Source organism: Streptomyces sp. RLA131, from assembly GCF_056270125.1.
On record NZ_JBWDOQ010000002.1, the window covers coordinates 6,275,278 to 6,298,994 of the forward strand.

22 protein-coding genes are annotated in these 23,717 nt (G+C 70.7%); 16 read left to right on the forward strand and 6 right to left on the reverse strand.

Annotated elements, in window-relative coordinates:
- Positions 1-37 precede the first annotated feature (37 nt).
- Entirely contained in the window at positions 38-808 is a 771-nt protein-coding gene (lexA, locus tag RWE79_RS29325; RefSeq protein ID WP_475943070.1) for a transcriptional repressor LexA, read from the reverse strand.
- A gap of 506 nt (positions 809-1,314) precedes the next feature.
- On the opposite strand from lexA, the gene nrdR reads away from it, so the two are divergent.
- The 3 genes from nrdR to RWE79_RS29340 all read left to right on the forward strand — a co-directional run bounded on the left by nrdR (position 1,315) and on the right by RWE79_RS29340 (position 5,964).
- The gene (gene nrdR / locus RWE79_RS29330; protein WP_475943071.1) at positions 1,315-1,818 is read left to right on the forward strand and encodes a transcriptional regulator NrdR; all 504 of its coding nucleotides are present in this window, start codon (positions 1,315-1,317) and stop codon (positions 1,816-1,818) included.
- Positions 1,819-1,943: 125 nt separating this feature from the next.
- Positions 1,944-4,844: a vitamin B12-dependent ribonucleotide reductase gene (locus tag RWE79_RS29335; RefSeq protein ID WP_475943072.1), complete on the forward strand. Its 2,901-nt coding sequence runs from the start codon at positions 1,944-1,946 to the stop codon at positions 4,842-4,844.
- A gap of 124 nt (positions 4,845-4,968) precedes the next feature.
- Positions 4,969-5,964 (forward strand): NAD-dependent epimerase/dehydratase family protein, encoded by a 996-nt coding sequence (locus tag RWE79_RS29340; RefSeq protein WP_475943073.1) that lies wholly within the window; start codon positions 4,969-4,971, stop codon positions 5,962-5,964.
- Between the two features lie 4 nt (positions 5,965-5,968).
- On the opposite strand, the gene RWE79_RS29345 is transcribed toward RWE79_RS29340, so the two are convergent.
- Positions 5,969-6,373 carry a VOC family protein gene (locus RWE79_RS29345; RefSeq protein ID WP_475943074.1) on the reverse strand — a complete coding sequence of 135 codons (405 nt, stop codon included), beginning with the start codon at positions 6,371-6,373 and terminating at the stop codon, positions 5,969-5,971.
- An 87-nt stretch (positions 6,374-6,460) separates the two neighbouring features.
- On the opposite strand from RWE79_RS29345, the gene RWE79_RS29350 reads away from it, so the two are divergent.
- From RWE79_RS29350 to RWE79_RS29360, 3 genes are all read left to right on the forward strand, one after another.
- The gene (locus RWE79_RS29350) at positions 6,461-7,066 is read left to right on the forward strand and encodes a YdbC family protein (RefSeq protein ID WP_475943075.1); all 606 of its coding nucleotides are present in this window, start codon (positions 6,461-6,463) and stop codon (positions 7,064-7,066) included.
- 298 nt (positions 7,067-7,364) lie between these two features.
- Complete coding sequence (locus tag RWE79_RS29355) at positions 7,365-7,658, forward strand: hypothetical protein (protein ID WP_475943076.1); 294 nt, start codon at positions 7,365-7,367, stop codon at positions 7,656-7,658.
- Between the two features lie 23 nt (positions 7,659-7,681).
- A complete protein-coding gene (locus RWE79_RS29360) occupies positions 7,682-8,080 on the forward strand; it encodes a hypothetical protein (RefSeq protein ID WP_475943077.1) in 399 nt (132 codons plus the stop codon).
- On the opposite strand, the gene RWE79_RS29365 is transcribed toward RWE79_RS29360, so the two are convergent.
- Positions 8,064-8,660 carry a TetR/AcrR family transcriptional regulator gene (locus RWE79_RS29365; RefSeq protein WP_475943078.1) on the reverse strand — a complete coding sequence of 199 codons (597 nt, stop codon included), beginning with the start codon at positions 8,658-8,660 and terminating at the stop codon, positions 8,064-8,066. The genes RWE79_RS29360 and RWE79_RS29365 overlap by 17 nt on opposite strands.
- 116 nt (positions 8,661-8,776) lie before the next feature.
- On the opposite strand from RWE79_RS29365, the gene RWE79_RS29370 reads away from it, so the two are divergent.
- From RWE79_RS29370 to RWE79_RS29390, 5 genes are all read left to right on the forward strand, one after another.
- A complete protein-coding gene (locus RWE79_RS29370; protein ID WP_475943079.1) occupies positions 8,777-9,499 on the forward strand; it encodes an SDR family oxidoreductase in 723 nt (240 codons plus the stop codon).
- Positions 9,496-10,338, forward strand: a complete 843-nt coding sequence (locus tag RWE79_RS29375; protein ID WP_475943080.1) for an SDR family NAD(P)-dependent oxidoreductase — start codon at positions 9,496-9,498, stop codon at positions 10,336-10,338. The genes RWE79_RS29370 and RWE79_RS29375 overlap by 4 nt, the downstream gene beginning before the upstream one ends.
- A 51-nt stretch (positions 10,339-10,389) precedes the next feature.
- The gene (locus tag RWE79_RS29380) at positions 10,390-11,055 is read left to right on the forward strand and encodes a phosphoglycerate mutase family protein (protein ID WP_475943081.1); all 666 of its coding nucleotides are present in this window, start codon (positions 10,390-10,392) and stop codon (positions 11,053-11,055) included.
- Positions 11,056-11,123: 68 nt separating this feature from the next.
- The gene (locus RWE79_RS29385) at positions 11,124-12,029 is read left to right on the forward strand and encodes an ADP-ribosylglycohydrolase family protein (RefSeq protein WP_475943082.1); all 906 of its coding nucleotides are present in this window, start codon (positions 11,124-11,126) and stop codon (positions 12,027-12,029) included.
- 199 nt (positions 12,030-12,228) lie between these two features.
- The gene (locus RWE79_RS29390) at positions 12,229-13,908 is read left to right on the forward strand and encodes a DUF4153 domain-containing protein (protein ID WP_475943083.1); all 1,680 of its coding nucleotides are present in this window, start codon (positions 12,229-12,231) and stop codon (positions 13,906-13,908) included.
- Here RWE79_RS29390 and RWE79_RS29395 read toward each other — a convergent pair.
- Positions 13,829-15,379, reverse strand: coding sequence for an MFS transporter (locus RWE79_RS29395; RefSeq protein WP_475943084.1), 1,551 nt, complete (start codon positions 15,377-15,379; stop codon positions 13,829-13,831). The genes RWE79_RS29390 and RWE79_RS29395 overlap by 80 nt on opposite strands.
- Positions 15,380-15,489: 110 nt before the next feature.
- Here RWE79_RS29395 and RWE79_RS29400 point away from each other — a divergent pair, with 110 nt between their 5' ends.
- From RWE79_RS29400 to RWE79_RS29420, 5 genes are all read left to right on the forward strand, one after another.
- Entirely contained in the window at positions 15,490-16,104 is a 615-nt protein-coding gene (locus tag RWE79_RS29400) for a TetR/AcrR family transcriptional regulator (RefSeq protein WP_475943085.1), read from the forward strand.
- Positions 16,105-16,234: 130 nt separating this feature from the next.
- The gene (locus RWE79_RS29405) at positions 16,235-17,704 is read left to right on the forward strand and encodes an aldehyde dehydrogenase family protein (RefSeq protein ID WP_475943086.1); all 1,470 of its coding nucleotides are present in this window, start codon (positions 16,235-16,237) and stop codon (positions 17,702-17,704) included.
- Positions 17,705-17,725: 21 nt separating this feature from the next.
- Positions 17,726-19,282, forward strand: a complete 1,557-nt coding sequence (locus tag RWE79_RS29410; RefSeq protein ID WP_475943087.1) for an APC family permease — start codon at positions 17,726-17,728, stop codon at positions 19,280-19,282.
- A 27-nt stretch (positions 19,283-19,309) separates the two neighbouring features.
- Positions 19,310-20,002 carry a ribonuclease HII gene (locus tag RWE79_RS29415; RefSeq protein WP_475943088.1) on the forward strand — a complete coding sequence of 231 codons (693 nt, stop codon included), beginning with the start codon at positions 19,310-19,312 and terminating at the stop codon, positions 20,000-20,002.
- A 59-nt stretch (positions 20,003-20,061) separates the two neighbouring features.
- Positions 20,062-20,700 (forward strand): hypothetical protein, encoded by a 639-nt coding sequence (locus RWE79_RS29420; RefSeq protein WP_475943089.1) that lies wholly within the window; start codon positions 20,062-20,064, stop codon positions 20,698-20,700.
- Positions 20,701-20,709: 9 nt separating this feature from the next.
- Here the strand turns inward: RWE79_RS29420 and RWE79_RS29425 are convergent, their stop codons facing one another.
- Entirely contained in the window at positions 20,710-21,300 is a 591-nt protein-coding gene (locus RWE79_RS29425; protein WP_475943090.1) for a hypothetical protein, read from the reverse strand.
- A 200-nt stretch (positions 21,301-21,500) separates the two neighbouring features.
- A complete protein-coding gene (locus RWE79_RS29430; protein ID WP_475943091.1) occupies positions 21,501-23,672 on the reverse strand; it encodes a DEAD/DEAH box helicase in 2,172 nt (723 codons plus the stop codon).
- Positions 23,673-23,717: the final 45 nt, after the last annotated feature.

Genomic DNA, 23,717 nt, shown 5'->3' on the forward strand with positions numbered 1-23,717 from the left:
GTGGTCTCGGGGCCCAGTACTAGGGATGGGTCCGTGCTCAGACCCGGCGCAGGACCGCCACCACCTTGCCGAGGATGGTTGCCTCGTCGCCGGGGATCGGCTGGTACGCGGCATTGTGCGGCAGCAGCCACACATGGCCGTCCTCGCGCTTGAAACGCTTGACGGTGGCCTCACCGTCGAGCATCGCGGCCACGATGTCGCCGTTCTCGGCGACCGGCTGGCGGCGCACGGTCACCCAGTCCCCGTCCACGATGGCCGCCTCGGTCATCGAGTCACCGACGACCTTCAGCACGAAGAGCTCGCCGTCGCCGACCAGCTGACGCGGCAGCGGGAAGACGTCCTCGACCGATTCCTCGGCCAGGATCGGGCCACCGGCCGCGATTCGGCCGACCAGCGGCACATAGGACGCCGAGGGCTTGCCTGCGGTGTCCGTCGGCTGCGCCGCGGTCGCGTCGGAACCGCGCACTTCGTATGCGCGCGGCCGGTGTGGATCCCGGCGGAGGAATCCCTTCCGTTCCAGCGCCATCAACTGGTGGGCCACCGACGAGGTGCTGGACAGCCCCACCGCCTGGCCGATCTCGCGCATGGACGGCGGATAGCCGCGGCGCTGCACGGAATCCCGGATCACCTCGATGACCCGGCGCTGGCGGTCGGTCAGTCCGGAGCTGTCCGCCCTGATTCCCGGAGGTCGGCCGGGAAGCGAGCGTGCGGGCTTGGGCGTGTCGTCGTTCATCGCGTCCATCGGGCGTAGCCGGTCCTGGGAGCGGTCCTGGGCTGTCAGTGTGGCGCTGCTTGCGGTGGTGGTCACGGCGGCCCCTTTCGAGTGTTCTCCCTAGTACGACAACGGTAGTTGCTTTCGAAAGGTTGCGCCAAACACACGTTCGAGTGAATTTCCGCAGATCGGCTGACGTGATCAAGGTATTGGGTGTATAGCAAGAAGGGAGATCGCAAGTGGATTCGATTAATTACGGAATCTACATCGCTCCACCGTCATATGGCCACTGTGTGCGCGCTGTGACGTTGTGTATACCCAGTGTGTCACCCGTGCCCCCGTGTCGAGCGGGAGGCACGGCCTCGCGTAGGCTCCCACCGGTCGGTGCGCGGCGACACGCGGGTGTCCGGTAGTGGACACCTCGCACCGGTCCGCCACCAGATCTAGTGGTTGTGCAGGTGTCTGTCACCCACAACTAGTGTTCCGAGGTCTCTGCGGCTCAGAGAATCGCCTATGCTTGTGACAGCTTCGCGGGGCCCGGGAGGGCCTTGTGAGCCTTATCGTCGTGTGCTCACTGAGGGTGACAAGGAGGGGAGGGAAACATGCACTGTCCCTTCTGCAGGCACCCCGACAGCCGCGTCGTCGACAGCCGGACCACCGATGACGGCACATCGATCCGCCGTCGCCGGCAGTGTCCCGACTGCGGCCGCCGTTTCACGACCGTGGAAACGGCCTCGCTGATGGTCATCAAGCGCAGCGGGGTCACCGAACCCTTCAGCCGCAACAAGGTCATCGCGGGCGTGCGCAAGGCCTGTCAGGGACGTCCTGTCACCGAGGACGCGCTCGCCCAGCTGGGACAGCACGTCGAGGAGGCGGTGCGGGCCACCGGCAGCGCCGAGCTGTCGACCCACGACGTCGGGCTCGCCATACTCGGCCCGCTGAAGGATCTCGACCTCGTCGCCTACCTGCGATTCGCCTCGGTCTACCGCGCGTTCGACTCGCTGGAGGACTTCGAGGCCGCCATCTCCGAGCTGCGCGAGCGCGCGCGGCCGGAAGGGCCCGCCGGGGACATCGACGTCCCCGAGCCCGCCCACGCCGCCGACTGACCGGCGGCGGACCACAGACTTGCCGGGGACCCATGGCCTCATGGGCGTTCCGGCGGCAGACAACACCGTGTCGCGGGGAAGACCGCGGCGCTCCAGGGCGTTTTGCCTGTATTGGGAGGCGGCACATGACAGAGACGACGAGTGGCCCGGCACGAGGTTCCCGCGCGAAGGCCGGCAAGGCCGCGGCGGCGGGATCGGCGAGCAAGGGGCTGCGCATCGAGCGCATCCACACCACCCCGGGGACGCACCCCTACGACGAGGTGGTCTGGGAGCGGCGTGACGTCGTCATGACCAACTGGCGCGACGGCTCGATCAACTTCGAGCAGCGTGGCGTCGAGTTCCCCGACTCCTGGTCGGTGAACGCGGTCAACATCGTCACCAGCAAGTACTTCCGCGGTGCCGTCGGCTCCCCGCAGCGCGAGAACAGCCTCAGGCAGCTCATCGACCGCGTCGTGAAGACCTACCGCAAGGCCGGTGAGGACCACGGCTACTTCGCGTCCCCCGCCGACGCCGAGATCTTCGACCACGAGCTCACCTACGCCCTGCTCCACCAGGTGTTCAGCTTCAACTCGCCGGTCTGGTTCAACGTCGGCACCGCCCAGCCGCAGCAGGTCTCCGCCTGTTTCATCCTGTCCGTCGACGACTCCATGGAGTCGATCCTCGACTGGTACAAGGAAGAGGGCATGATCTTCAAGGGCGGCTCCGGCGCCGGCCTGAACCTCTCGCGTATCCGCTCCTCCAAGGAACTGCTCTCCTCCGGTGGCAACGCCTCGGGGCCGGTCTCCTTCATGCGCGGGGCCGACGCCTCCGCCGGCACCATCAAGTCCGGCGGCGCCACCCGCCGTGCCGCCAAGATGGTCGTCCTGGACGTGGACCACCCGGACGTCGAGGCCTTCATCGAGACCAAGGTGAAGGAAGAGGAGAAGGTCCGCGCGCTGCGCGACGCGGGCTTCGACATGGACCTGGGCGGCGACGACATCACGTCCGTCCAGTACCAGAACGCCAACAACTCGGTGCGCGTCAACGACGAGTTCATGCAGGCGTACGAGAAGGGCTCGCAGTTCGGGCTGCGGGCGCGCATGACGGGCGAGGTCATCGAGGAGGTCGACGCCAAGGGCCTGTTCCGCAAGCTGGCCGAGGCCGCGTGGGCCTGCGCCGACCCCGGCATTCAGTACGACGACACCATCAATCACTGGCACACCTCGCCGGAGACCGGCCGCATCACGGCGTCCAACCCGTGCAGCGAGTACATGCACCTGGACAACTCGTCCTGCAACCTCGCCTCGCTCAACCTGATGAAGTTCCTCGACGACGACGGCCACGGCAACCAGCGCTTCGACGCCGCGCGCTTCGCCAAGGTCGTCGAGCTGGTCATCACCGCGATGGACATCTCCATCTGCTTCGCCGACTTCCCCACCGAGAAGATCGGCGAGACCACCCGCGCCTTCCGCCAGCTCGGCATCGGCTACGCCAACCTCGGCGCCCTGCTGATGGCGACCGGCCACGCCTACGACTCCGACGGCGGCCGCTCCCTCGCCGGCGCCATCACCTCGCTGATGACCGGCACCTCCTACCGGCGCTCCGCCGAGCTCGCAGCCGTCGTCGGCGCGTACGACGGCTACGCCCGCAACGCGGACGCCCACAAGCGCGTCATGCGCCAGCACTCCGACGCCAACGGCACGGCCGAGCGCGCGGACGACCTGGACACCCCGGTCTGGGCCGCTGCCACCGAGGCCTGGCAGGACGTGCTGCGCCTCGGCGAGAAGAACGGTTTCCGTAACGCGCAGGCGTCCGTGCTGGCCCCCACCGGCACCATCGGCCTGATGATGGACTGCGACACCACGGGCGTCGAACCGGACCTGGCCCTGGTCAAGTTCAAGAAGCTCGTCGGCGGCGGCTCCATGCAGATCGTCAACGGCACCGTCCCGCAGGCGCTGACCCGCCTGGGCTACCAGCCCGAGCAGGTCGAGGCGATCGTCGCCCACATCGCCGACCACGGCAACGTGATCGACGCCCCCGGCCTCAAGCCCGAGCACTACGAGGTCTTCGACTGCGCCATGGGCGCCCGCGCGATCTCCGCGATGGGCCACGTGCGCATGATGGCCGCCGCGCAGCCCTTCCTGTCAGGCGCGATCTCCAAGACCGTGAACCTGCCGGAGTCGGCGACCGTGGAGGAGGTCGAGGAGGTCTACTACGAGGGCTGGAAGCTCGGCCTCAAGGCCCTGGCGATCTACCGCGACAACTGCAAGGTCGGCCAGCCCCTCTCCGCCAAGACGAAGGCGCCCGCCAAGGCCGAGGCACCCGCCCCGGCCGCCGCCGTCGAGAAGGTCGTCGAGTACCGCCCGGTGCGCAAGCGCCTCCCCAAGGGCCGCCCGGGCCTGACCACCTCCTTCACGGTGGGCGGCGCCGAGGGCTACATGACGGCCAACTCCTACCCGGACGACGGCCTCGGCGAGGTCTTCCTGAAGATGTCCAAGCAGGGCTCGACCCTCGCGGGCATGATGGACGCCTTCTCCATCGCCGTCTCCGTCGGCCTGCAGTACGGCGTCCCCCTGGAGACGTACGTCTCGAAGTTCACCAACATGCGCTTCGAGCCGGCCGGTCTGACCGACGACCCGGACGTGCGGATGGCCCAGTCGATCGTCGACTACATCTTCCGCCGCCTGGCGCTGGACTTCCTGCCCTTCGAGACCCGTTCCGCGCTCGGCATCCACTCCGCCGACGAGCGTCAGCGCCACCTCGACACCGGTTCGTACGAGGCCGCCGCCGAGGACGTCGACGTCGAGGGCCTGGCCCAGTCCGCCCCCCTCCAGGCCGAGGCGCCCAAGCCGGTCGTCGCGACGCCCAAGCCGGAGGTGGCCGCCATCCCGGCCCCCAAGGCCGCGCACAACTCCACGGAGCTTCTGGAGATCCAGCTCGGCCTCAACGCCGACGCCCCGCTGTGCTTCTCCTGCGGCACCAAGATGCGCCGGGCCGGCAGCTGCTACCTCTGTGAGGGCTGCGGCTCCACCAGCGGCTGCAGCTGACCGCTGAGCAGGGGAGAGGGCGCCGGCCGGTGAGGCCGGCGCCCTCTTTCCGTGTTTCTCCGCCCTCGTTGCGCTGTGGGCGATTCCGGTCCGGACCCGGGTCGGCCCGGGCAGGGTCGTCGGTATGAGGCTTCTGATGCTGGGCGGTACGGAGTTCGTGGGGCGGGCCGTCACGGAGACGGCGCTGACGCGCGGCTGGGAGGTGACGGTCTTTCATCGCGGACGTCACCGGCCGCCGGAGGGCGTCCGTGTCCTGCACGGCGACCGGGGTGCCGAGGGCGGTCTCGCGGCTCTGGAACAGGGCGAGTGGGATGTCGTGGTCGACACCTGGTCGGGCGCCCCGTCGGCGGTACGGGACGCGGCGCGGCTGCTGGCCGGCCGGGCCGGACGCCATGTGTATGTGTCCAGTCGGTCGGTGTACGCCTATCCGGCGCCCGCGGGGCTGCCGGAGGGCGGCCCACTGGTGGAGGGCTCGCCCGACGACACGGGTGAGGCGGAGTATCCGCGACTGAAACGGGGCGGCGAGCTGGCGGCGGTCGAGGCGTTCGGCGAACGTGCCCTACTGGTGCGTGCCGGGCTGATCATCGGACCGTACGAGAACATCGGGCGGCTGCCCTGGTGGCTCAACCGGATCGCGCGCGGCGGCCCGGTCCTCGCGCCGGGCCCGCGCGATCTGGCGCTGCAGTACATCGACGTACGCGATCTCGCCTGCTGGATCGCGGATGCGGCCGGGAGCGGACTGGGCGGTCCGTACAACCTGGTCTCGCGGCCCGGGCACGCGACCATGGGCGAACTGCTGAAGGCGTGCGTGAGCGCCACCGGCTCCGACGCCGAGCTGCGCTGGACCGACCCCGGACCCATCCTCGACGCGGGCATCGAGCCCTGGACGCAGCTGCCGGTCTGGCTGCCGCCGGGTGAGCTGTACGAAAGTCTGCATCAGGGCGATGTGTCGAAGGCGCTCGCCGCGGGGCTGCGCTGCCGACCCGTCGCCGAGACGGTCGCCGACACCTGGCAGTGGCTGCGACGCGAACGAGGGGGACAGGCGCCGCAGCGCTCCGACCGGCCCGCGCCCGGACTGGATCCACGGACCGAGGCGGAGTTGCTGCGGCGAGTGGGCTGACCGCTCAGTACGACTGGAGCTCGACGAGGGTGCCGTCCGGGGTGCGCAGATGCGCCGTGCGCAGGCCGGGGCCCCAGTCGGGCCGGTCCTGGGGATCGACGAGGAGTTCGGCGCCGTGCGCGGCGAGGCTGCGCGCGGCGCCGTCGACCTCGGCGACGCGGAACACGAGCATGGCGGCGTCCTGTGCCTCGGCCCGGGGCGGGAGCACGTGGGTGCCGATGGTCATCGCGATATTGCGGCGGGCGTAGAGAACCAGGACGGCCTCGCCGTTCAGATCCCAGTTTGCGTAACCCGCCTCGGGCAGGACCTTGACCGGTTCGATGGACAGCAGGTCGCGCAGCGCGGCCGTCCAGAAGCGGGCCGCGGACTCGAAATCCTCGACGAGCAGGCGTGAATGCAGGGCGTCCATGCGATGGATCGTATTCCTTTACCCGTAAGGGGAGTTGACGGGGTCGTCCGGGACGGAAGCGGTGCTGGTGGGACATAGGATGGCGCGGTGCTGGTGAAGTGGATTCGCTGCGGCGTCACAGACCGGGCGGGGTTCGAACGAGGGCAGCGGACGTGGGCGGGGCTGCTCGGTGAGCCGGGGTTCCGGGGGCAGGGGGGCGGATGGAGCCGGGGGCAGCCCGGTGTGGCCCACCTGTTCTCCTTCTGGGACACGCGGGCGTACCACGACGCCTTCATGTCCTCCGGGCACGACCGGCTGGCCGCGGCGCAGGACGGGACGTACGAGAGCCTGGGCGTGAAGCTCTTCGAACACCGGCTGGATGTGAAGGTCGGCTTCCGTGCGCGCTTCGCCGACACCGACCTGCTGCGGCTGGCGCACTGCAAGGTGCGCCCTGAGCGGGCCGATCACTTCACCCTGATGCAGGAGAAGGTGTGGAACCCGGCGATGGCGGGTTCGCCCGGAATGCTGCGCGGGATCTTCGCACAGGGCCCGGAATCCGACTTCCTGGTGCTCTCGATGTGGGATTCGGCGACCGAGCGCGCCAAATACCGCGACGGGCCGGTCGCGCGGCTGTCGGAGCGGGCGGATCTGGACGCGGATGTGCTGGCCGTGGCGGGTGATGTGGTGGATGTCGAACCGTCCTGGACGGTGTGACGGGTCCCCCTGACAATCCGGGGTAGCCGCGTGTCACATCCACGGTCGCTGCCACGTCCTCCCTCCTGGACCGGCGAGCGCCGAGAAGGGATGGGACGGTCATGACCATGCGTGACGAAACGCTGCTGGTGCACCGCGGCACCGCGGCACCGGGGCACCGCGGCACCGGGGCACCGCGGCACCGCGGCACCGGGGTTCCGGGTTCTGCGGTGGTGCGCGGACTGCTCGATTCCGGCCGCCCTGTACGGGTGCTCAGGTGCCGGCCGGAGCGGGTACCGGGGACGCCGGAGAAGGCGAAGTGTGGGCGGTCGGCGACCTCGCCACGGGTGCCGGGCTCACCGAGGCGCTGCGTGGCGTCGGCGTGGTGGTGAACTGCGCGAGCGACACCAAGGGCGCGGGCAGGACGGACGAGGCGGCCACCCGCCGTCTGATCGACGCGGTCCGGGCGGCCTCGTCGGTCCGGACGGCGCCCGTGGTCAACGTGGTCCATGTGTCGATCGTGGGCGTCGACCTGGTGCCCGTCGGCTACTACCGGGCGAAGCTCGCGGCGGAACGGCTGCTGGAGGGTCGGAGCTGCCGTACTCGCTGCTGAGAGCCACGCAGTTCCACGACCTGGTGCTGTCTGCCGCTCAGCGACTGGCCCTGCTGCCCGTGGTGCCGGTGCCCTCCGGGGTGCTGTTCCAGCCGGTCGAGGTGGGGGAGGTCGCGGACCGCCTGGTGGAGCTGGCGCTCGGGCAGCCGCTCGGCGGGCGGGCCCCGGACTTCGGCGGTCGGCAGGTGTGGAGCGCGGCGGAAGTGGTGCGGGCGGTCCTACGGGCCTCAGGGCGCCGCCGGCCGGTGGTGGTGTTGCCGGTGCCGGTGCCGGGCAGGGCGATGAAGGCGCTCCGGGCGGGAGGCCTGCTGGTGCGGCAGGGCCGGGGCTCAACAGGGCGGCAGGGCTTCGACGCGTTCCTGGCCGCCGCGCCGCTGTCGGACCGTACGTACGGAGCCGCGCAGGTCAGCCGGAAGGGCTGAGAAGCTTCGCGAGGGCCGCCGTGAGGTGTCCTGCCAGCTCGGCGTCGACCGGGGCATGGTGGCTCAGCAGCCGGTACCACATGGTGCCGAATGCGAAGTCGACGGCGAGGTCGAGAGCCACCCCGGAGTCGCTGAGGTCGCCCCGCTCCACGCCCCGGGCGAGGAGATCCCGCAGGGCCTGTCTGCGGGGACCGATGACGGTGCCCTGCAGCCGGGCCGACAGCGCGGGGTCGTGCTGGGACTCCGCCATCAGGCCGACGACGGCCTTGCCGGTGAGCCGGTGGGTGAGGGAGAAGGTCGCCTCCAGGAGGCTCTCGACATCGCGCAGGGTGTCCCCGGTGTCGGGGTCGAGCCGTCGGCTCTCACGCAGCCCCAGGTCGCGCAGGGCGTCCAGGAGCACGGCCTCCTTGGTGGGCCACCAGCGGTAGACCGTCTGCCTGCCGACGCCGGCGGTCTCGGCGATGGCCTTGATGGTCAGTGCCTGGAAGCCGTCGCGCTGGCACAGCTCCAGTGCCGCGTCGAGTACGGCGCGGCGTGCGGTCTCGCTGCGGGGCCTGCCGCGGGTGGCCGCTTCTGTCATGGGATCACTTTAGATCACCTCACCTCTTTACGAGACGCGATGCCTCGTTTATATTTAACGAGTCACCGTGTCCCGTAAGTGGGGTGCGAAGTGCGGAGGGAAGCAGGGGGAGAGTCATGAGTGAGCGGATCGTGGTGGTCGGGGGCACTTCGGGTATCGGGCTCGCCGTTGCCGAGCGGCAGTTGGAGGACGGGCGCGAGGTCGTCGTCACCGGTCGGGATCCCGGGCGGCTCGCAGCCGCACTGAAGAGGCTGGGTGAGGGTGCCTCGGGGGCCGCTGTCGACGCGCGCGACGAGAAGGCCACCCGTGCCTTCTTCGTCGGTCTCGGCCGAGTGGATCACACCGTCGTGGCCGTCACCGGGGCGACGGCGGCCGGGCCCTTCCGGTCGATATCCGCAGGGGCGCTGCGCGAGGCCGCCGAGGGCAAGCTCGTCGCCCAGACCATCGCCGGACAGGCCGCCCTGGAGGTACTGCGGCCCGGAGGGTCGCTGACTTTCGTCACGGCGGGGTCCGCGGGCGCCGCCATACCAGGCACCGCGGGACTCGCCGCCGTCAATGCCGCCGTCGAGGCGATGGTGCCGGTGCTGGCGGTGGAGCTCGCGCCGACGCGGGTCAACGCGGTCTCGCCGGGAATCATCGACACCCCCTGGTGGGACTGGCTGGACGAAGGCGCCCGGCAGCAGACCTTCGACTCCTACGCGGCATCGGCCCCGGCCGGCCGCGTAGGACGCCCGGAGGACATAGCCGACGCCATCGCGTATCTCGTCGGCGCCGGATTCACCACGGGCGTGGTGCTCTCCGTGGACGGTGGCGCGCGGCTGCGGCCGGCCGCCCTGTGAGCCTCCACGAGGTACGACGCACCGTTCTGGTCACGGGCTCCACCGACGGCCTCGGCCGATGGCTCGCGGTAAGGCTCGCAGTCGGGGGCTCCCGGGTGCTGCTCCACGGGCGCGATGCCGATCGGGCCGACCAGGTCCGTGCGGAGATCCGGGAGGCGGCCGGCGAGGACCGCGCCGAGGTGCTGCTCGCCGACTTCGCCGACCTGCGCGAGGTGGACCGGCTCGCCGACGAGGTCCTGGCCGGCTCACCCAGCCTGGACGTCCTGGTCAACAACGCGGGCATTGGTGCCGTCTCTCCCGACGGCCGCCGGGAGATCACCGCGGACGGGATCGAGTGCCGCCTCGCGGTCAACCATCTCGCCGGCTACCGGCTGACGCGCCGGCTCCTGCCGCTGCTGACCTCTTCGGCTCCTGCGCGGGTGATCAATGTCGCCTCCGTCGGTCAGCGGGCCGTCGACTTCGCAGATCCGATGCTCGAGCACGGCTACAGCGGCATGAGGGCCTACGCCCAGAGCAAGCTGGCGCAGATCATGTTCACCTTCGACCTCGCCGAAGAGCTGAGCGGCACGGGGGTGACCGTCAACGCCCTGCACCCGGCGACGTTCATGGACACCACCATGGTCCGGGAAGGGGGAGTCACGCCCTGGAGCACGGTCGAGGAAGGTGGCCTGGCCGCCCTGCGGCTGATCGACGGGCCTGCCCCCGGTAGCGGCGGCTTCTTCGACGGTGCCCGGAAGGCCAGGGCCGACGGTCAGGCGTACGACCCGGACGCTCGCCGGCGGCTCCGGGAGCTGTCGGACGGGCTGATCACCCGCGTCCTCGGCACGCAGAGGACATGACAAAGAGGGCAGGGGTGAGCCTTCGCCAGGTCGGCCACATACAGTGAAGTCATGGCACGACCCCGTCGCATTGTGCTCATCCGACACGGAGAGTCCCAGGGCAACGCCGACGACTCGATCTACGAGCGGGTGCCGGATCACGCTCTGCGCCTCACCAGTACCGGTGAGCGACAGGCGCGAGCAGCCGGTACCCAGCTCAGAGATCTCTTCGGCGACGAACGGGTGCAGGCATTCGTCTCGCCCTACCGGCGGACTCACGAAACCCTTCATCTGCTGGGGCTCGATCCGCGCCTCACCCGGGCCAAGGAGGAGCCGAGGCTGCGCGAGCAGGACTGGGGCAACTACCAGGACGCCGAGGATGTGCAGCGCCAGCGCAAGGCCCGTGACGCGTACGGGCACTTCTTCTACCGCTTCGCGCAGGGAGAGTCGGGGGCGGACGTCTACGACCGCGTCGGGGCCTTTCTGGAGACCCTGTACCGGGCCTTCGACAATGCCGACTTCCCGCCGAACGTGCTGATTGTGACCCACGGGTTGACCATGCGGTTGTTCTGCATGCGCTGGTTCCACTGGACGGTCGACGAGTTCGAGTGCCTGTCCAACCCCGACAACGGTGAGACGCGGATGCTGCTGCTCGGGGCCAACGGCAAGTACCGGCTCGACCGCCCTTTCGACCGCTGGCGTACGGCCGAGTTGCGCCTGTCCCGCTATCACGGCTGACCCGGCGGGTGAGTTTGAGCACAGGGTGATTGACCGCGATGGCGCCTGATGTCAGAGTTTCCGGCGCGATGACCCCTCAGCCCCGACATTCCGAACGCCTTACGCGTGCGCTCGCAAGCCTGCGCGGACTGGCCCTGGGCGATGCCCTCGGTTCCCAGTTCTTCGTACCCGCCAACTACCCGTCCCTGCAGAGCGGCACGCTGCCGGCCGGTGTGTGGCAGTGGACCGATGACACGGAGATGGCGTGCTCTGTGGTCACCGTCCTGGACAGCCGCGGGGCGATCGACCAGGACGCACTCGCCGCGTCCTTCGCGCAGCGCCATGACTTCGACCGGGGCTACGGCCCGGCAGTGAACCGGATGCTGCGGCTGATCCGCCAGGAGGGCGCCGACTGGCGCACGCTGGCGGCGCAGATGTTCAACGGGCAGGGCTCCTGGGGCAACGGTGCGGCCATGCGGGTCGCGCCGCTCGGTGCCTGGTACGCGGGCGAGCCGGAGGCGGCGGCCGAGCAGGCCGAGCAGTCGGCGTACACCACGCATCAGCACCGGGAGGCCGTGGCCGGAGCCATGGCCGTCGCGGCGGCGGCGGCACTGGTCGCCGCGACGGACGCTCCCAAGGACCCCGTGGCCCTCCTCGACGAGGTCATCGGACTCGTACCGCGCAGCGCCGTGCACGTCGGACTGCGGCGCGCCCGCGACATGCTCGACTACGCGGATGTGGCGACCGTCGCCGCCGTGCTCGGCTGCGGTCGCCGCACCAGCGCCCATGACACCGTGCCGTTCGCGCTCTGGTCCGCGGCGCGTCATCTCGGCGACTACGAGCAGGCGTTCTGGACCACCGCCCGCGCCGGCGGAGATGTGGACACCACCTGCGCCATCGTGGGCGGCATCGTCGCGGCCCGCCCGGACGGCGTTCCGCCCGCCCCGTGGCTGGAGCGGAGCGAACCCCTGCCTGCCTGGGTGCCCGCGGGCTGAGCTAAACCGGCTGCGAGTCCCCTCCCGTGTCACGAGCACGTCACAGGCCTGCGCCGGTCGCGCACCTGGAGCCGAGGCGGTGCCCGGCCCGGCGTAGCGTGACGGCACGCCGCCGGCTGATCTTGACCGGTGTGCGCCGACAGCCGTCGGTTCTGCCCATGCCCCGCGCCGTGGCGGACCCGGCCGGGAGGGGGACTCCATGTCCGATAGACCGTCCGATGCCGCGCCACCGAGGCGCGATCCGTACACACCGCCGAAAGCTCCCGCTGTGCCCGCCTATATGCGGGAGCGGTCATCGCCTCCGGCTTGGCCGGCGCCGTACGCGCCTCCTCCGCCCCCTCAGTGGATCATCGTCAGCCGGGCCAAGGACCCGGCCGCGATCCGTCCCGGGGTGCTGTGGGCGGTTCTGGCGACCGGTGTGCTGGCCGCGCTGCTGCTGGGCGACGGCTTCGGACTGAACCTGTTCTTCGTGGCCGTCCCGGCAGCCGTGGCCGCCTGGATCGCGGCGCGGGCGGCCGGGCGCAGGCCCCGGCCCTGGACGCTGCTGTGGGCCGTCGCGGGCATCGCCCTGCTCGCCGTCCCTGCCCTGCGCGACGCAGGATGGCCGGCCTTCCTCGCCGTCGTGTCCGCCCTCGCCCTCGGCTCGCTCGCCCTGCACGGCGGCCGCAAGTGGCCCGGTGTGCTGTGGGGCGTTGTCGGCATGTGGGGATCGGTTGTCTCCGGCGTCACCTGGGGGCTGCTGGGACTGCGCGAGCGCACCAGCGGCAATCGTGACCGCTGGTGGCCGGTGGTCAGGGCGACCGGGATCGCCGTGGTCCTGCTGGTGGTCTTCGGCGCGCTCTTCGCGGGGGCCGACGCGGCCTTCGCCGACCTGCTGAGCGATGTGGCCCCGGACGTCTCGCTCGGTGACAGCCCGCTGCGTGTGCTGTTCTTCGTCCTCGGCCTGATCGGCGCAGTGGCCGCCGCCCGCACCGCGGCCGCGCCGCGGCGCTGGGACCGGATCGAGGTCAAGCCCGGCCGCCCGCGCGGCCGCGTGGAGTGGATGCTGCCTCTGGTCGTCCTCGCCGCGCTCTTCGCCGCGTTCAACACCGTCCAGCTCACCGTTCTGTTCGGCGGCTACGAGAAGGTACTCGCCGAGACCGACCTGTCCTACGCGCAGTACGCCCGGCAGGGCTTCTGGCAGCTGCTGACCGTCACCCTGCTCACCGTCGCGGTGATCGCCCTGGCCCTTCGCTGGGCCCCGCGCGGTACTGATCGTGACCGGATCCTCGTGCGCTCCGTGCTCGGTACGATCTGCGTCCTCACCCTGATCGTGGTCACCTCGGCGCTGCGCCGCATGGAGCTGTACGTCGACGCCTACGGGCTGACCCGGCTGCGTATCTCGGTGGCGGGCGTGGAACTGTGGCTCGGCCTGGTCATCGTGCTGATCATGGCGGCCGGTCTTCTGGGCAACCGCTGGCTGCCGCGTGCCATCGTGGCCAGTGCGGCGGCCGGGGTGCTTGCCTTCGGACTCGCCTCGCCCGACGGACTGATCGCCGACCAGCAGGTCAGCCGCTTCCAGAGTGACAGCAAGATCGACCTGGAGTATCTGCGGGGACTGTCGGCCGACGCCGTGCCCGCGCTGGACCGGCTGCCCGAACCTCAGCGCTCCTGCGCGCTGGAGGAGATCGAGAACAGCCTGCGCGACAAGGAGCCCTGGTACGCCACCAGCTTCGGCGAGGCCCGTGCCCGGGCGATCCTGGCCGACCGGCCACTCGCGGACGGGAACCCGTGCCGGGGCGGTCTCCTCAGCCGTCTCCTCAGCCGCCCGGCGTACCGGCCGACCCGCTCAGCGCCTCCAGGTCGCTCCTGCGCACCCGGACCACGAAGACCGCCGTGAACAGGGCCAGCGCGACGAGCGCGACCGCCGCGACGAAGGCCGTCGATATGCCCTGGGCCAGGACTTCGTGACCCCATGGAGCCGGCAGCGTCCCGGTCCTGGCGAACTCGGCCTTCTGACCCGCGGTGGCGTGCGCGAGGAAGTCCGGCAGCTGCCTGCCGGCCTCGTCACGGCTGGCAGTGCCGAATACGGTGACGAGGATGGACAAGCCGAGGGAGCCGCCCACCTGCTGCGTCGCGTTGAGCAGGCCGGACGCGGCCCCCGCCTCGTGCTGTGCGACTCCGGAGACGGCGGTCAGGGTGAGGGTGACGAAGTTCAGGCCCATGCCGAAGCCGAACAGCAGCATCGGTCCGAGCACCCCGCCGGCGTACCCGCTGCCGGGGGTGATCTGCGCCTGCCAGGCCATGCCGGCCCCGGTGAACAGTGTGCCGGTGACCAGGAACGGCTTGGGGCCGAGCACCGGCAGGAACCGGGTGGACAGTCCCGCTCCGATGATGATCGCCACCGTGACGGGCAGGAAGGCGAATCCGGAGGCGATGGCGCTGTATCCGAGCACGTTCTGCACGAAGAGGACGATGAAGTAGAACATGCCGAACATCGCCGCGGAGAGGCTCAGCATGATCACATAACTGCCCGAGCGGTTGCGGTCCGCGAACATCCGCAGAGGGGTGATCGGTTCCCGGGCCCGCCGCTCGACCAGGACGAACGACACGAGCAACACCACGGCGGCGCCGAAGGCGCCCAGGGTCAGTCCGTCCCGCCAGCCCTTGTCGGCGGCGCGGATGAATCCGTAGACCATCGAGGCCATGCCACCGGTCGAGGTGATCGCGCCGGCGATGTCGAAACGCCCCGGATGCCGTTGCGACTCGTTGATGAAGATCGGCGAGAGGAAGGCGATGAGCAGGCCGATGGGTACGTTGACAAAGAAGACCCAGCGCCAGCTGAGCCAGTCGGTGAGCATGCCGCCCGCCAGCAGGCCGACCGCACCGCCGCCGGCGGAGACGGCGGCGAACACACCGAAGGCCCGGTTGCGCTCGGGGCCCTCGGGAAAGGTGCTGGTGATCAGCGCGAGGGAGGTGGGCGAGCAGATCGCGCCACCGACGCCCTGGAGGGAGCGGGCGGCGAGCAGCTGCCACGGCTCCTGGGCGAAGCCTCCGAGGAGGGAGGCGAGGGAGAACAGCACGATCCCGAAGACGAACACCCGGCGCCGGCCCAGGATGTCCCCGGCCCGTCCGCCGAGCAGCAGCAACCCGCCGAAGGTCAGCGTGTAGGCGTTGAGCACCCAGGACAGGTCGGTCGTCGAGAAGGAGAGCGCGCTCTGGATGTGCGGCAGGGCGATGTTGACGATGGTCGCGTCCAGCACCACCATCAGCTGACAGGCGGCGATGACAGCGAGGGCGATCCCCGGGCGCCCGTCCCGCCGCGCGGCACCTGGCCTTCGTGAAGTGGTGCTCAGTTGCGAAGTTGTCACGAGAGTCCCCCAACAGTGACTTTTAGTGAACGGCCGCGTTCACTGTGTACAAGCTATGGGACTCAGAGTAGTGAACGCAAGCGTTCACTAGAGTGATTTTTGGAGGTGCCATGGTCATGCGGCAGGAAGTCGGCGGACCCGTGAAGCCGGTGGTGCTGCGCCGCCGGGGGTCGGTGCTCGAACGGGCGATCCTCGATGCCGCGCTGGAGCAGCTCAGCACCGTCGGCTGGGCCGGACTGACCATGGAGGGGGTTGCCGCGGGGGCCCAGACCGGCAAGGCCGCCGTCTACCGCCGCTGGCCCTCCAAGCAGGTCCTGGTCGCGGACGCGCTCAAGGTCTCGATCCCGGAGGTGGGCGAGGTGCCCGACCTCGGCAGCCTGCGCGAGGACCTGCTCAGCCTGGCCCTGCGCATGCGCGACGCGATGTACTCGCCCGGCGGCCTCGCGCTGCGGTCGGTGCTCGACGAGTGCGACACCGACGCGGCCCATCTCTTCCACGAGATGATCATGAGACGGGTGGTCGAACCCGGCCAGCAGCTCATCAAGGACGTCGTACGGCGCGGCATCGAGCGCGGAGAGGTGCGTCCTGACGCCACGGCCGACATTGTCGCCGACGTCATCCCCGCCCTGATGATGTACCGGGCCAAGGTCTGCTTCCGTGAGATCGCCTGGGAGGACCTGGTCGAGACCGTCGACCAGGTGATGGTGCCGCTGCTGCGGCCCTGATCCGCCTCCCGCGCCCCGGCGGGCGAGGTTCACCCGATGTGCTTAGGGTCACGAGTACGGCGTTTTGCGCCTGCCGGCACAGCCTGCCGGGCAGGCGCCCGCGGTACTCGTGACCTGACGGAGGAACCCCATGCCGGAGCTGTTCATCGGCGGCCGCTGGACGGCCGCCGCCGACGGGGGCTCGCGCGAGATCCGCTGTCCCGCCGACGGCACCCTCGTCGCGACCGTGGACGAGGCCGGGGCCGAGGACGCGGCCGCCGCGATCGCAGCCGCGCGGGAGGCCTTCGACCACGGCCCCTGGCCCGCCACCCCGGCAGCGGAGCGAGGAGCGCTGCTGCTGCGCGTGGCCGCGCTCATCGAACGGGACAAGGGGGTGCTCGCCCGCGCCGAGTCCCTCGACACGGGCAAGCGGCTGGTGGAGTCCGAGTACGACATGGACGACATCGCCAACTGCTTCCGCTACTTCGGCAACCTGGTCGCCGCGGGCGGCACCGCCCGGGTGGTGGACACCGGCAACCCGGCGGTCGACAGCCGCGTCGTCCATGAGCCCGTCGGTGTCTGCGCCCTGATCACGCCCTGGAACTACCCGCTGCTGCAGACCTCCTGGAAGGTCGCCCCGGCCCTCGGCGCGGGCAACACCTTCGTGCTCAAGCCAAGCGAACTCACCCCGCACACCGCCGTCCACCTGATGCGGCTGCTCCAGGAGGCGGGACTGCCCGACGGCGCCGCCAACCTCGTTCTCGGCGCCGGCCCGACGGCCGGGGCGCCGCTGTCGCAGGACGAGCGGGTCGACATGGTCTCCTTCACCGGCGGCCTGGTCACCGGGCGGCGCATCATGGCCGCTGCCGCACCCACCGTGAAGAAGGTCGCCCTGGAACTCGGCGGCAAGAACCCCAACATCGTCTTCGCGGACGCGGACTTCGACACGGCGGTCGACTTCGCCCTGATGGGCGTCTTCCTGCACTCCGGTCAGGTCTGCTCGGCCGGCGCCCGGCTCCTGGTCCAGGACACGGTCGCCGACCGCTTTGCCGACGCGGTCGTCGAGGGCGCGCGCCGGATCCGGCTGGGCGGCCCCTTCGACGAGCAGGCCCGCACCGGGCCGTTGATCTCCGCCGCCCACCGGGACAAGGTCGAGGCCTACGTCGCCGCCGCGACCGCCGAGGGTGCCGTCCTGCGCTGCGGCGGTGCCAGGCCCGACGACCCCGCGCTGGCCAACGGCTTCTACTACCCGCCGACCGTCCTCGACGAGTGCCATGCCGGCATGTCCGCGGTGCGCGAGGAGTCCTTCGGCCCGGTCATGACCGTGGAGCGCTTCACCTCCGAGCAGGAGGCCCTGGCGCTCGCCAACGGCACGGTCTACGGCCTCGCGGGAGCCGTGTGGACCACGGACGAGGCCAGGGCCGCGCGTGTCGCGGCCGGGCTGCGGGCCGGCACGGTGTGGATCAACGACTTCCATCCCTATGTCCCCCAGGCCGAATGGGGTGGCATGAAGCAGTCGGGCTTCGGCCGTGAACTGGGGCCCGCCGGGCTGGCCGAGTACCAGGAGGCCAAACACATCTGGCGCAACACCGCCGCGGCGCCGCAGCGCTGGTTCGACTGACACAAGCCCCGGGAGAAACATGTGACCGCCACCGGCCCCGGCTCCGGGTCCGCCGGCGACTCGTCGGCCGTCACCGACGACGACGCCCTCGCCGACTTCGGATACAAGCCCGAACTCAAACGCACCCTGGGTAACTTCCACACCTTCGCCGCCGGCATCAGCTACATCTCCATCCTCACCGGCACCTTCCAGCTCTTCTATTTCGGCATCAGCAACGGTGGCCCCGCCTACTGGTGGTCCTGGCCGATGGTCTTCACCGGCCAGCTGATGGTCGCCCTCTGCTTCTGCGAACTCGCCGCCCGCTACCCGGTGGCGGGCTCGGTCTACAACTGGTCCAAGCGGCTCGGCGGCCCCCACGTCGGCTGGCTCGCTGGCTGGATGATGACCACCGCGACGGTCGTGTCACTGGCCGCCGTCGCCCTCGCCTACCAGCTGACGCTGCCCCAGATCTCCTCGACCTTCCAGTTCATCGGCGACGGCAGCGGCACCACGGACGCCGCCGCCAACGCCGTAGTGCTGGGCTCGGTCCTCATCATCTTCACCACCCTGGTCAACGCCTTCGGCGTCAAGCTGATGGCCCAGATCAACTCCGCGGGTGTCTTCATCGAGTTGGTGGCCGCGGTCGTCCTGATCATCCTGTTCGCCTTCCACATCCACCGCGGCCCGGGCGTCGTCCTGGACACCCAGGGGCACGGCGCGGGCCAGAACCTCGGTTACCTCGGGGCCTTCCTGACCGCCGCGCTGGCGTCGGCGTATGTCATGTACGGATTCGACACCGCGTCGTCGTTGGGCGAGGAGTCCCTGAACCCGGCCCGCAACGCCCCTCGTGCCATCCTGCGCGCGCTCATCGCCTCCTTCGTGCTCGGCGGCCTGATCCTGCTCCTCGCGCTGATGGCCACGCCCGACCTCAACGCGAAACAGCTCTCGGTGGACGGACTGCAGTACGTGGTGCTGTCGACCCTCGGTGACGCCATCGGCCAGGCCGTGCTGTGGTGCGTCGTCATCGCGGTCACCGTGTGTGCGCTGGCGGTCCACACCGCGGGTATCCGGCTGGCCTTCGCCATGGCACGCGACAACAACCTGCCCGGCGGCCCGCGGATGGCCCGGGTCAACCCGCGTACGCAGACGCCGATTCTGCCGGCCGTGCTGATCGGCCTGCTCGCCATCGCCATCCTGGTCGTCAACATCAACCAGCCGCAGATCTTCTCGGTGGTCACCAGTATCGCGATCATCATGATCTACATCGCGTATCTGCTGGTCACCCTGCCGATGCTGGTGCAGCGGCTGCGCGGCCGCTGGCACGGCGCGGGACCCGGCCGCTTCTCGCTCGGCAGCTTCGGTCTGCCGGTCAACCTCCTCGCCGTGCTGTGGGGCACCGCGATGACGATCAACCTGATGTGGCCCCGCGCCGCCGTCTACAACGCCTCGGGGCCGCAGCACTGGTACCTGCGCTGGGGTGCGGTGCTTTTCGTCGGCGTGGTCGCGGGCGGCGGCTTCGCCTACTACTGGCTGGTCCAGCGCCGCCGCACCGGCGTGGTCGCCGAACACCAGGCAGCCGCACCGGTGCGGACCGGGTGAGCAGCGGAGCGTAGGCTTTGCCCTGCCATGCCTTACCAAGCACCCACCCACAGCGTCGAGCGCTCCCTGCGCGCCACCCTCGGAGCCAAGGTCGTCGTCGGCATCGACGAAGTGGGACGTGGTGCCTGGGCCGGCCCGGTCACCGTGTGCGCCGCGGTCACCGGACTGCGTCGGCCGCCGGACGGACTCACCGACTCCAAGCTGCTGACCGAGAAGCGCCGCAACGAACTGGCGGCCGTCCTGGCCGGCTGGGTCACCGCACACGCCCTCGGTCATGCCTCTCCGGAGGAGATAGACCGGCTCGGGATGACGGCCGCGCTGCGACTGGCCGCCGTACGCGCCCTGGACGTACTGCCGGTGGTCCCCGACGCGGTCATCCTCGACGGCAAGCACGACTACCTGGGCGGCCCGTGGCGGGTCCGTACCGTCATCAAGGGTGACCAGTCGTGCGTGGCGGTCGCAGCCGCGTCCGTCATCGCCAAGGTGCACAGGGACGCCATGATGGCGGAACTGGGCGCCGACCATGCCCCGTTCCGCTTCGAGGACAACGCCGGGTACCCTTCGCCGGTGCACCGCGCCGCGCTGGAGGAGCTGGGTCCCACCCCGCACCACCGGTTGTCGTGGTCGTACCTCGACGGGCTGCCGCGCTGGCAGCACCTGAAGAAGGTAAGGGCCGGGGCACAGACGGATCCTGGGGAGCAGCTCGGTTTCGAATTCTGACCCGAGTTGTGACCTACCCGGCGCTGCGCCCGCAAGGCGCATTTGATAGACATCACCACATGCCTCTCCCCTCCGAGGAGCCTCAGATTCACGAGAGTGTCCCGGGTCCCCGCACAGCACCGGCCGCCGGCCGGTCCGCGTCGACCCCCCGCCCTGTTCCCGGCCCACGTCCCGCCGCACCCCGCCCCGCGCCGCCGCGTGGCGCTCCGGCCGCCAACGCCCGGCCCGGTCGCCCCGGCCCCGCCCGCGGGCCGGTCGCACCGCCCCAGCAGCAGCGACCGCCGCGTGACGGCGAGGCCAATGCCGGTGCCGCCGCGCAGATCCAGTTCATCCCGGCCCCTGCCGGCGGTGCCGTCGACGCCGCCGACGAAGCCGTCGACACGCTGCTCGACAGCGGTCGGCCGCCCGGCGACATCCTGGTGCTCACCACCGGCGAGCAGCACCCCTGGGCCGCCCATGAGCTGTCCTTCGGCGAGGCGTCCTACTGGGCGCAGCACGAGGCCGGCGACGACGTGTTCTACGCCGGCATCGACGCCGAGCGCGCCACGGGCCGCCCGGTGGTGATCCTTGCCGTCAACGGTGGCACGGACGAAGCAACCGCCTCGTCGCTTGCCACGGCAACGGCCCGGGCCGGCGCCCTGTTGATCGTGTGCGGAGACCCGCAGCGGATCAACGGGCAGCTCGGCGCGAACGCCTGAGTCGAGGGCTCAGCGGGCAGCAGCCCGGCGCAGCGCCTCGGGTGCCCCGTTGGGGCGCAGGGACGCTGCGCCGCCCGGCGCCTCCGACCAGGAGGTGGCACTCGGGGTGCGGCCGCTGCGGTTCTCGCCGATCACATGCCAGCCCTCGTCGGTCAGCGTGAGGTAGGAGCCGCAGCGGAGCCCGTACAGCGAACAGGCGTCACGCAGGCCCCACATCCACGCGCCGTCGGACTCCGTCCAGCCCGGCTCGCCGTCCCTGCACACGAGCAGCACGGCGATGCGGACCGGGCGGCGGCGCCGCAGATCGTCGGAGGTCACCCGGCGCAGGTGGGCCAGGATCGCGTTGCGACGTTCCCATCCGTCGGTGTGGCCCGCCCGCTGGGCGAACGAGGCGCTGGCGTCCAGCCGCCCGTCCGCTGAGAACACCGCGACCACGGCTGTGCCGGGAGCCGGAAGGTGCCGGCCGTACAGATCCTTGACGACCTCGCGCGGATTGCCGAGCAGAGGGATCCCGGCCGAGGTCCACTCGGCCGGTTCCAGCATGCGGGCCAGGCGGGAGGAGATTCCGGCGGTGCTCACCGGAGCGAAACCGATGGTCACGGTCCTCCCTTCGCGGACGGATGCGCCGACCTCCAGGCGCGCGGGCGCACGCCGGTCAGGGGCTCTGAGAGCCGGTCAGGGGATCCGTCTTCAATTCTGGCGCCACAGCGGAAAAGCGGCAACGGCCAGTTTGTCGACTCGACCCGGTATCACCCTTTCCGTCGCTTAGATCCTTGCGGACAAGTCGACTTGACGATGGATCAGCCCTGCAAGGCCAGGACCAGCGGAAACACCTGCGTTACACCGGATCGGCGCAGGAGACGCGCGACCACGGCGAGGGTCCAGCCGGTCTCCGTGAAGTCGTCGACCAGCAGCACCGGGCCGGGCGACGAGGCAAGCGCCCCGGCGAGCTCCGGCGGGACGGCGAAGGCGTCGTGGAGCAGCCGCAGCCGTTGTGCGCTGTTGGTCCGCGGTACCCGCACGGACGACGCGCCGTCCGTGTGAACCACCTGGCCCAGCAACGGCATCCGGCCGACCTCGGCGATCCTGGCGCCGAGCGAGCCGATCAGCGCGGGCCGGGTACGTGAGGCGATGGTGACCACCCCGACGGGTCGCTCCGGCGCGTCCGGCCCGCCGCCCGCCCAGCCGCCCGGGCCCTGGGCCCAGTCGGCGAGAACCCGCACCACGGCCTTCGTCACGTCGTCGGGCACCGGGCCGTCCGGGAATCCGTCGGCGAACATCGGACGCAGCTTGTTGCCCCAGCCGATGTCCGAGAGTCTGCCCAGGGCCCGTCCGGGTGCGGCCTGTTCCCCGGGAGGAATCCGGCCCTTCAGGGTGATGCCGGCCGCCTCCAGTCCCGAGGGCCACATCCGGCGCGGCTCCACCTCGACCCCGGGACGGCCCAGCGCGGCTCGTGCCGCGTCGAGCGAGGCGGGGGAGACCGCTGCCGTGAAGCGTGCTCCGGCACAGTTGTCGCAGCGGCCGCAGGGTGCGGCCTTCTCGTCGTCCAGCTGGCGGCGCAGGAACTCCATCCGGCAGCCACCAGTCGCGGCGTACTCCCGCATCGCCTGCTGTTCGGCCTGCCGCTGCCGGGCCACCCAGGCGTAGCGCTGGGTGTCGTATGTCCAGGGTTGGCCGGTGGAGGTCCAGCCACCCCGCACCCGGTGCACCGCACCGTCCACATCGAGGACCTTGAGCATGACCTCCAGCCGGTTCCGGCGCAGGTCGACCCGGGGCTCCAGGGCCGGCAGGGACAGCGGCCGGTCGGCGGCTGCCAGCACCTCCAGGGTGCGCCGGACCTGCTCCTCCGGCGGGAAGGCCAGCGAGGCGAAGTACTCCCAGATCTTCTCGTCCTCCGGGCCCGGAAGCAGCAGCACCTCCGCGTGGTCCACCCCGCGTCCGGCCCGGCCGACCTGCTGGTAGTACGCGATGGGGGAGGCCGGAGAGCCGAGGTGGACGACGAATCCGAGGTCGGGCTTGTCGAAGCCCATGCCCAGAGCCGAGGTCGCCACCAGGGCCTTGACCTCGTTGGCCAGCAGCGCTGCCTCCGCGGCCTTGCGGTCGGCGTCCTCGGTACGGCCCGAGTACGAGGCCACCTCGTGGCCCCGCTCCCGCAGGAAGGCGGTCACCTCCTCCGCGGCGGCCACTGTCAGGGTGTAGATGATGCCGGAGCCCGGAAGATCGCCGAGATGGTCGGCCAGCCAGGCCAGCCGGTGCGCGGCGTCCGGCAGCCGCAGCACACCGAGCGACAGGCTCTCGCGGTCCAGGGGGCCGCGCAGCAGAAGCGCTCCCTCGCTGTCCCCGGTGCCCAGCTGCTCGGCGACGTCCGCCGTCACCCGGGCGTTCGCGGTGGCGGTGGTCGCCAGCACCGGCACGCCGGGCGGCAGCTCGGCGAGCATGGTGCGGAGCCTGCGGTAGTCGGGCCGGAAGTCATGGCCCCAGTCCGAGATGCAGTGCGCCTCGTCCACCACGAGCAGACCGGTCGTGGACGAGAGCTTGGGCAGCACATGGTCACGGAAATCGGGGTTGTTGAGCCGTTCCGGGCTCACCAGGAGCACGTCCACCTCTCCCGCCGCGACCTCGGCCTGGACGGAATCCCATTCCTCCGGATTGGCCGAATTGATCGTGCGTGCCCGGATCCCGGCCCGGTCGGCCGCGTCGATCTGGTTGCGCATCAGCGCCAGCAGCGGCGAGACGATCACTGTGGGGCCGCTGCCACGCCGGCGCAGCAGCGCCGTGGCCACGAAGTAGACCGCGGACTTGCCCCAGCCGGTGCGCTGTACGACCAGGGCCCGCCCGCCCTGGGCCACCAGTGCCTCGACCGCTCGCCACTGGTCCTCGCGCAGCCGTGCCGCGCCGGTGGCGTCGCCGACAAGGCGGGCGAGGATACTGTCGGCCTCGTCGCGGAGTGCACCGCTGGTCGTTTCGGTCATGCGCCCATGGAACCCGATCGCACCGACAAAGCGCGAACGACGACT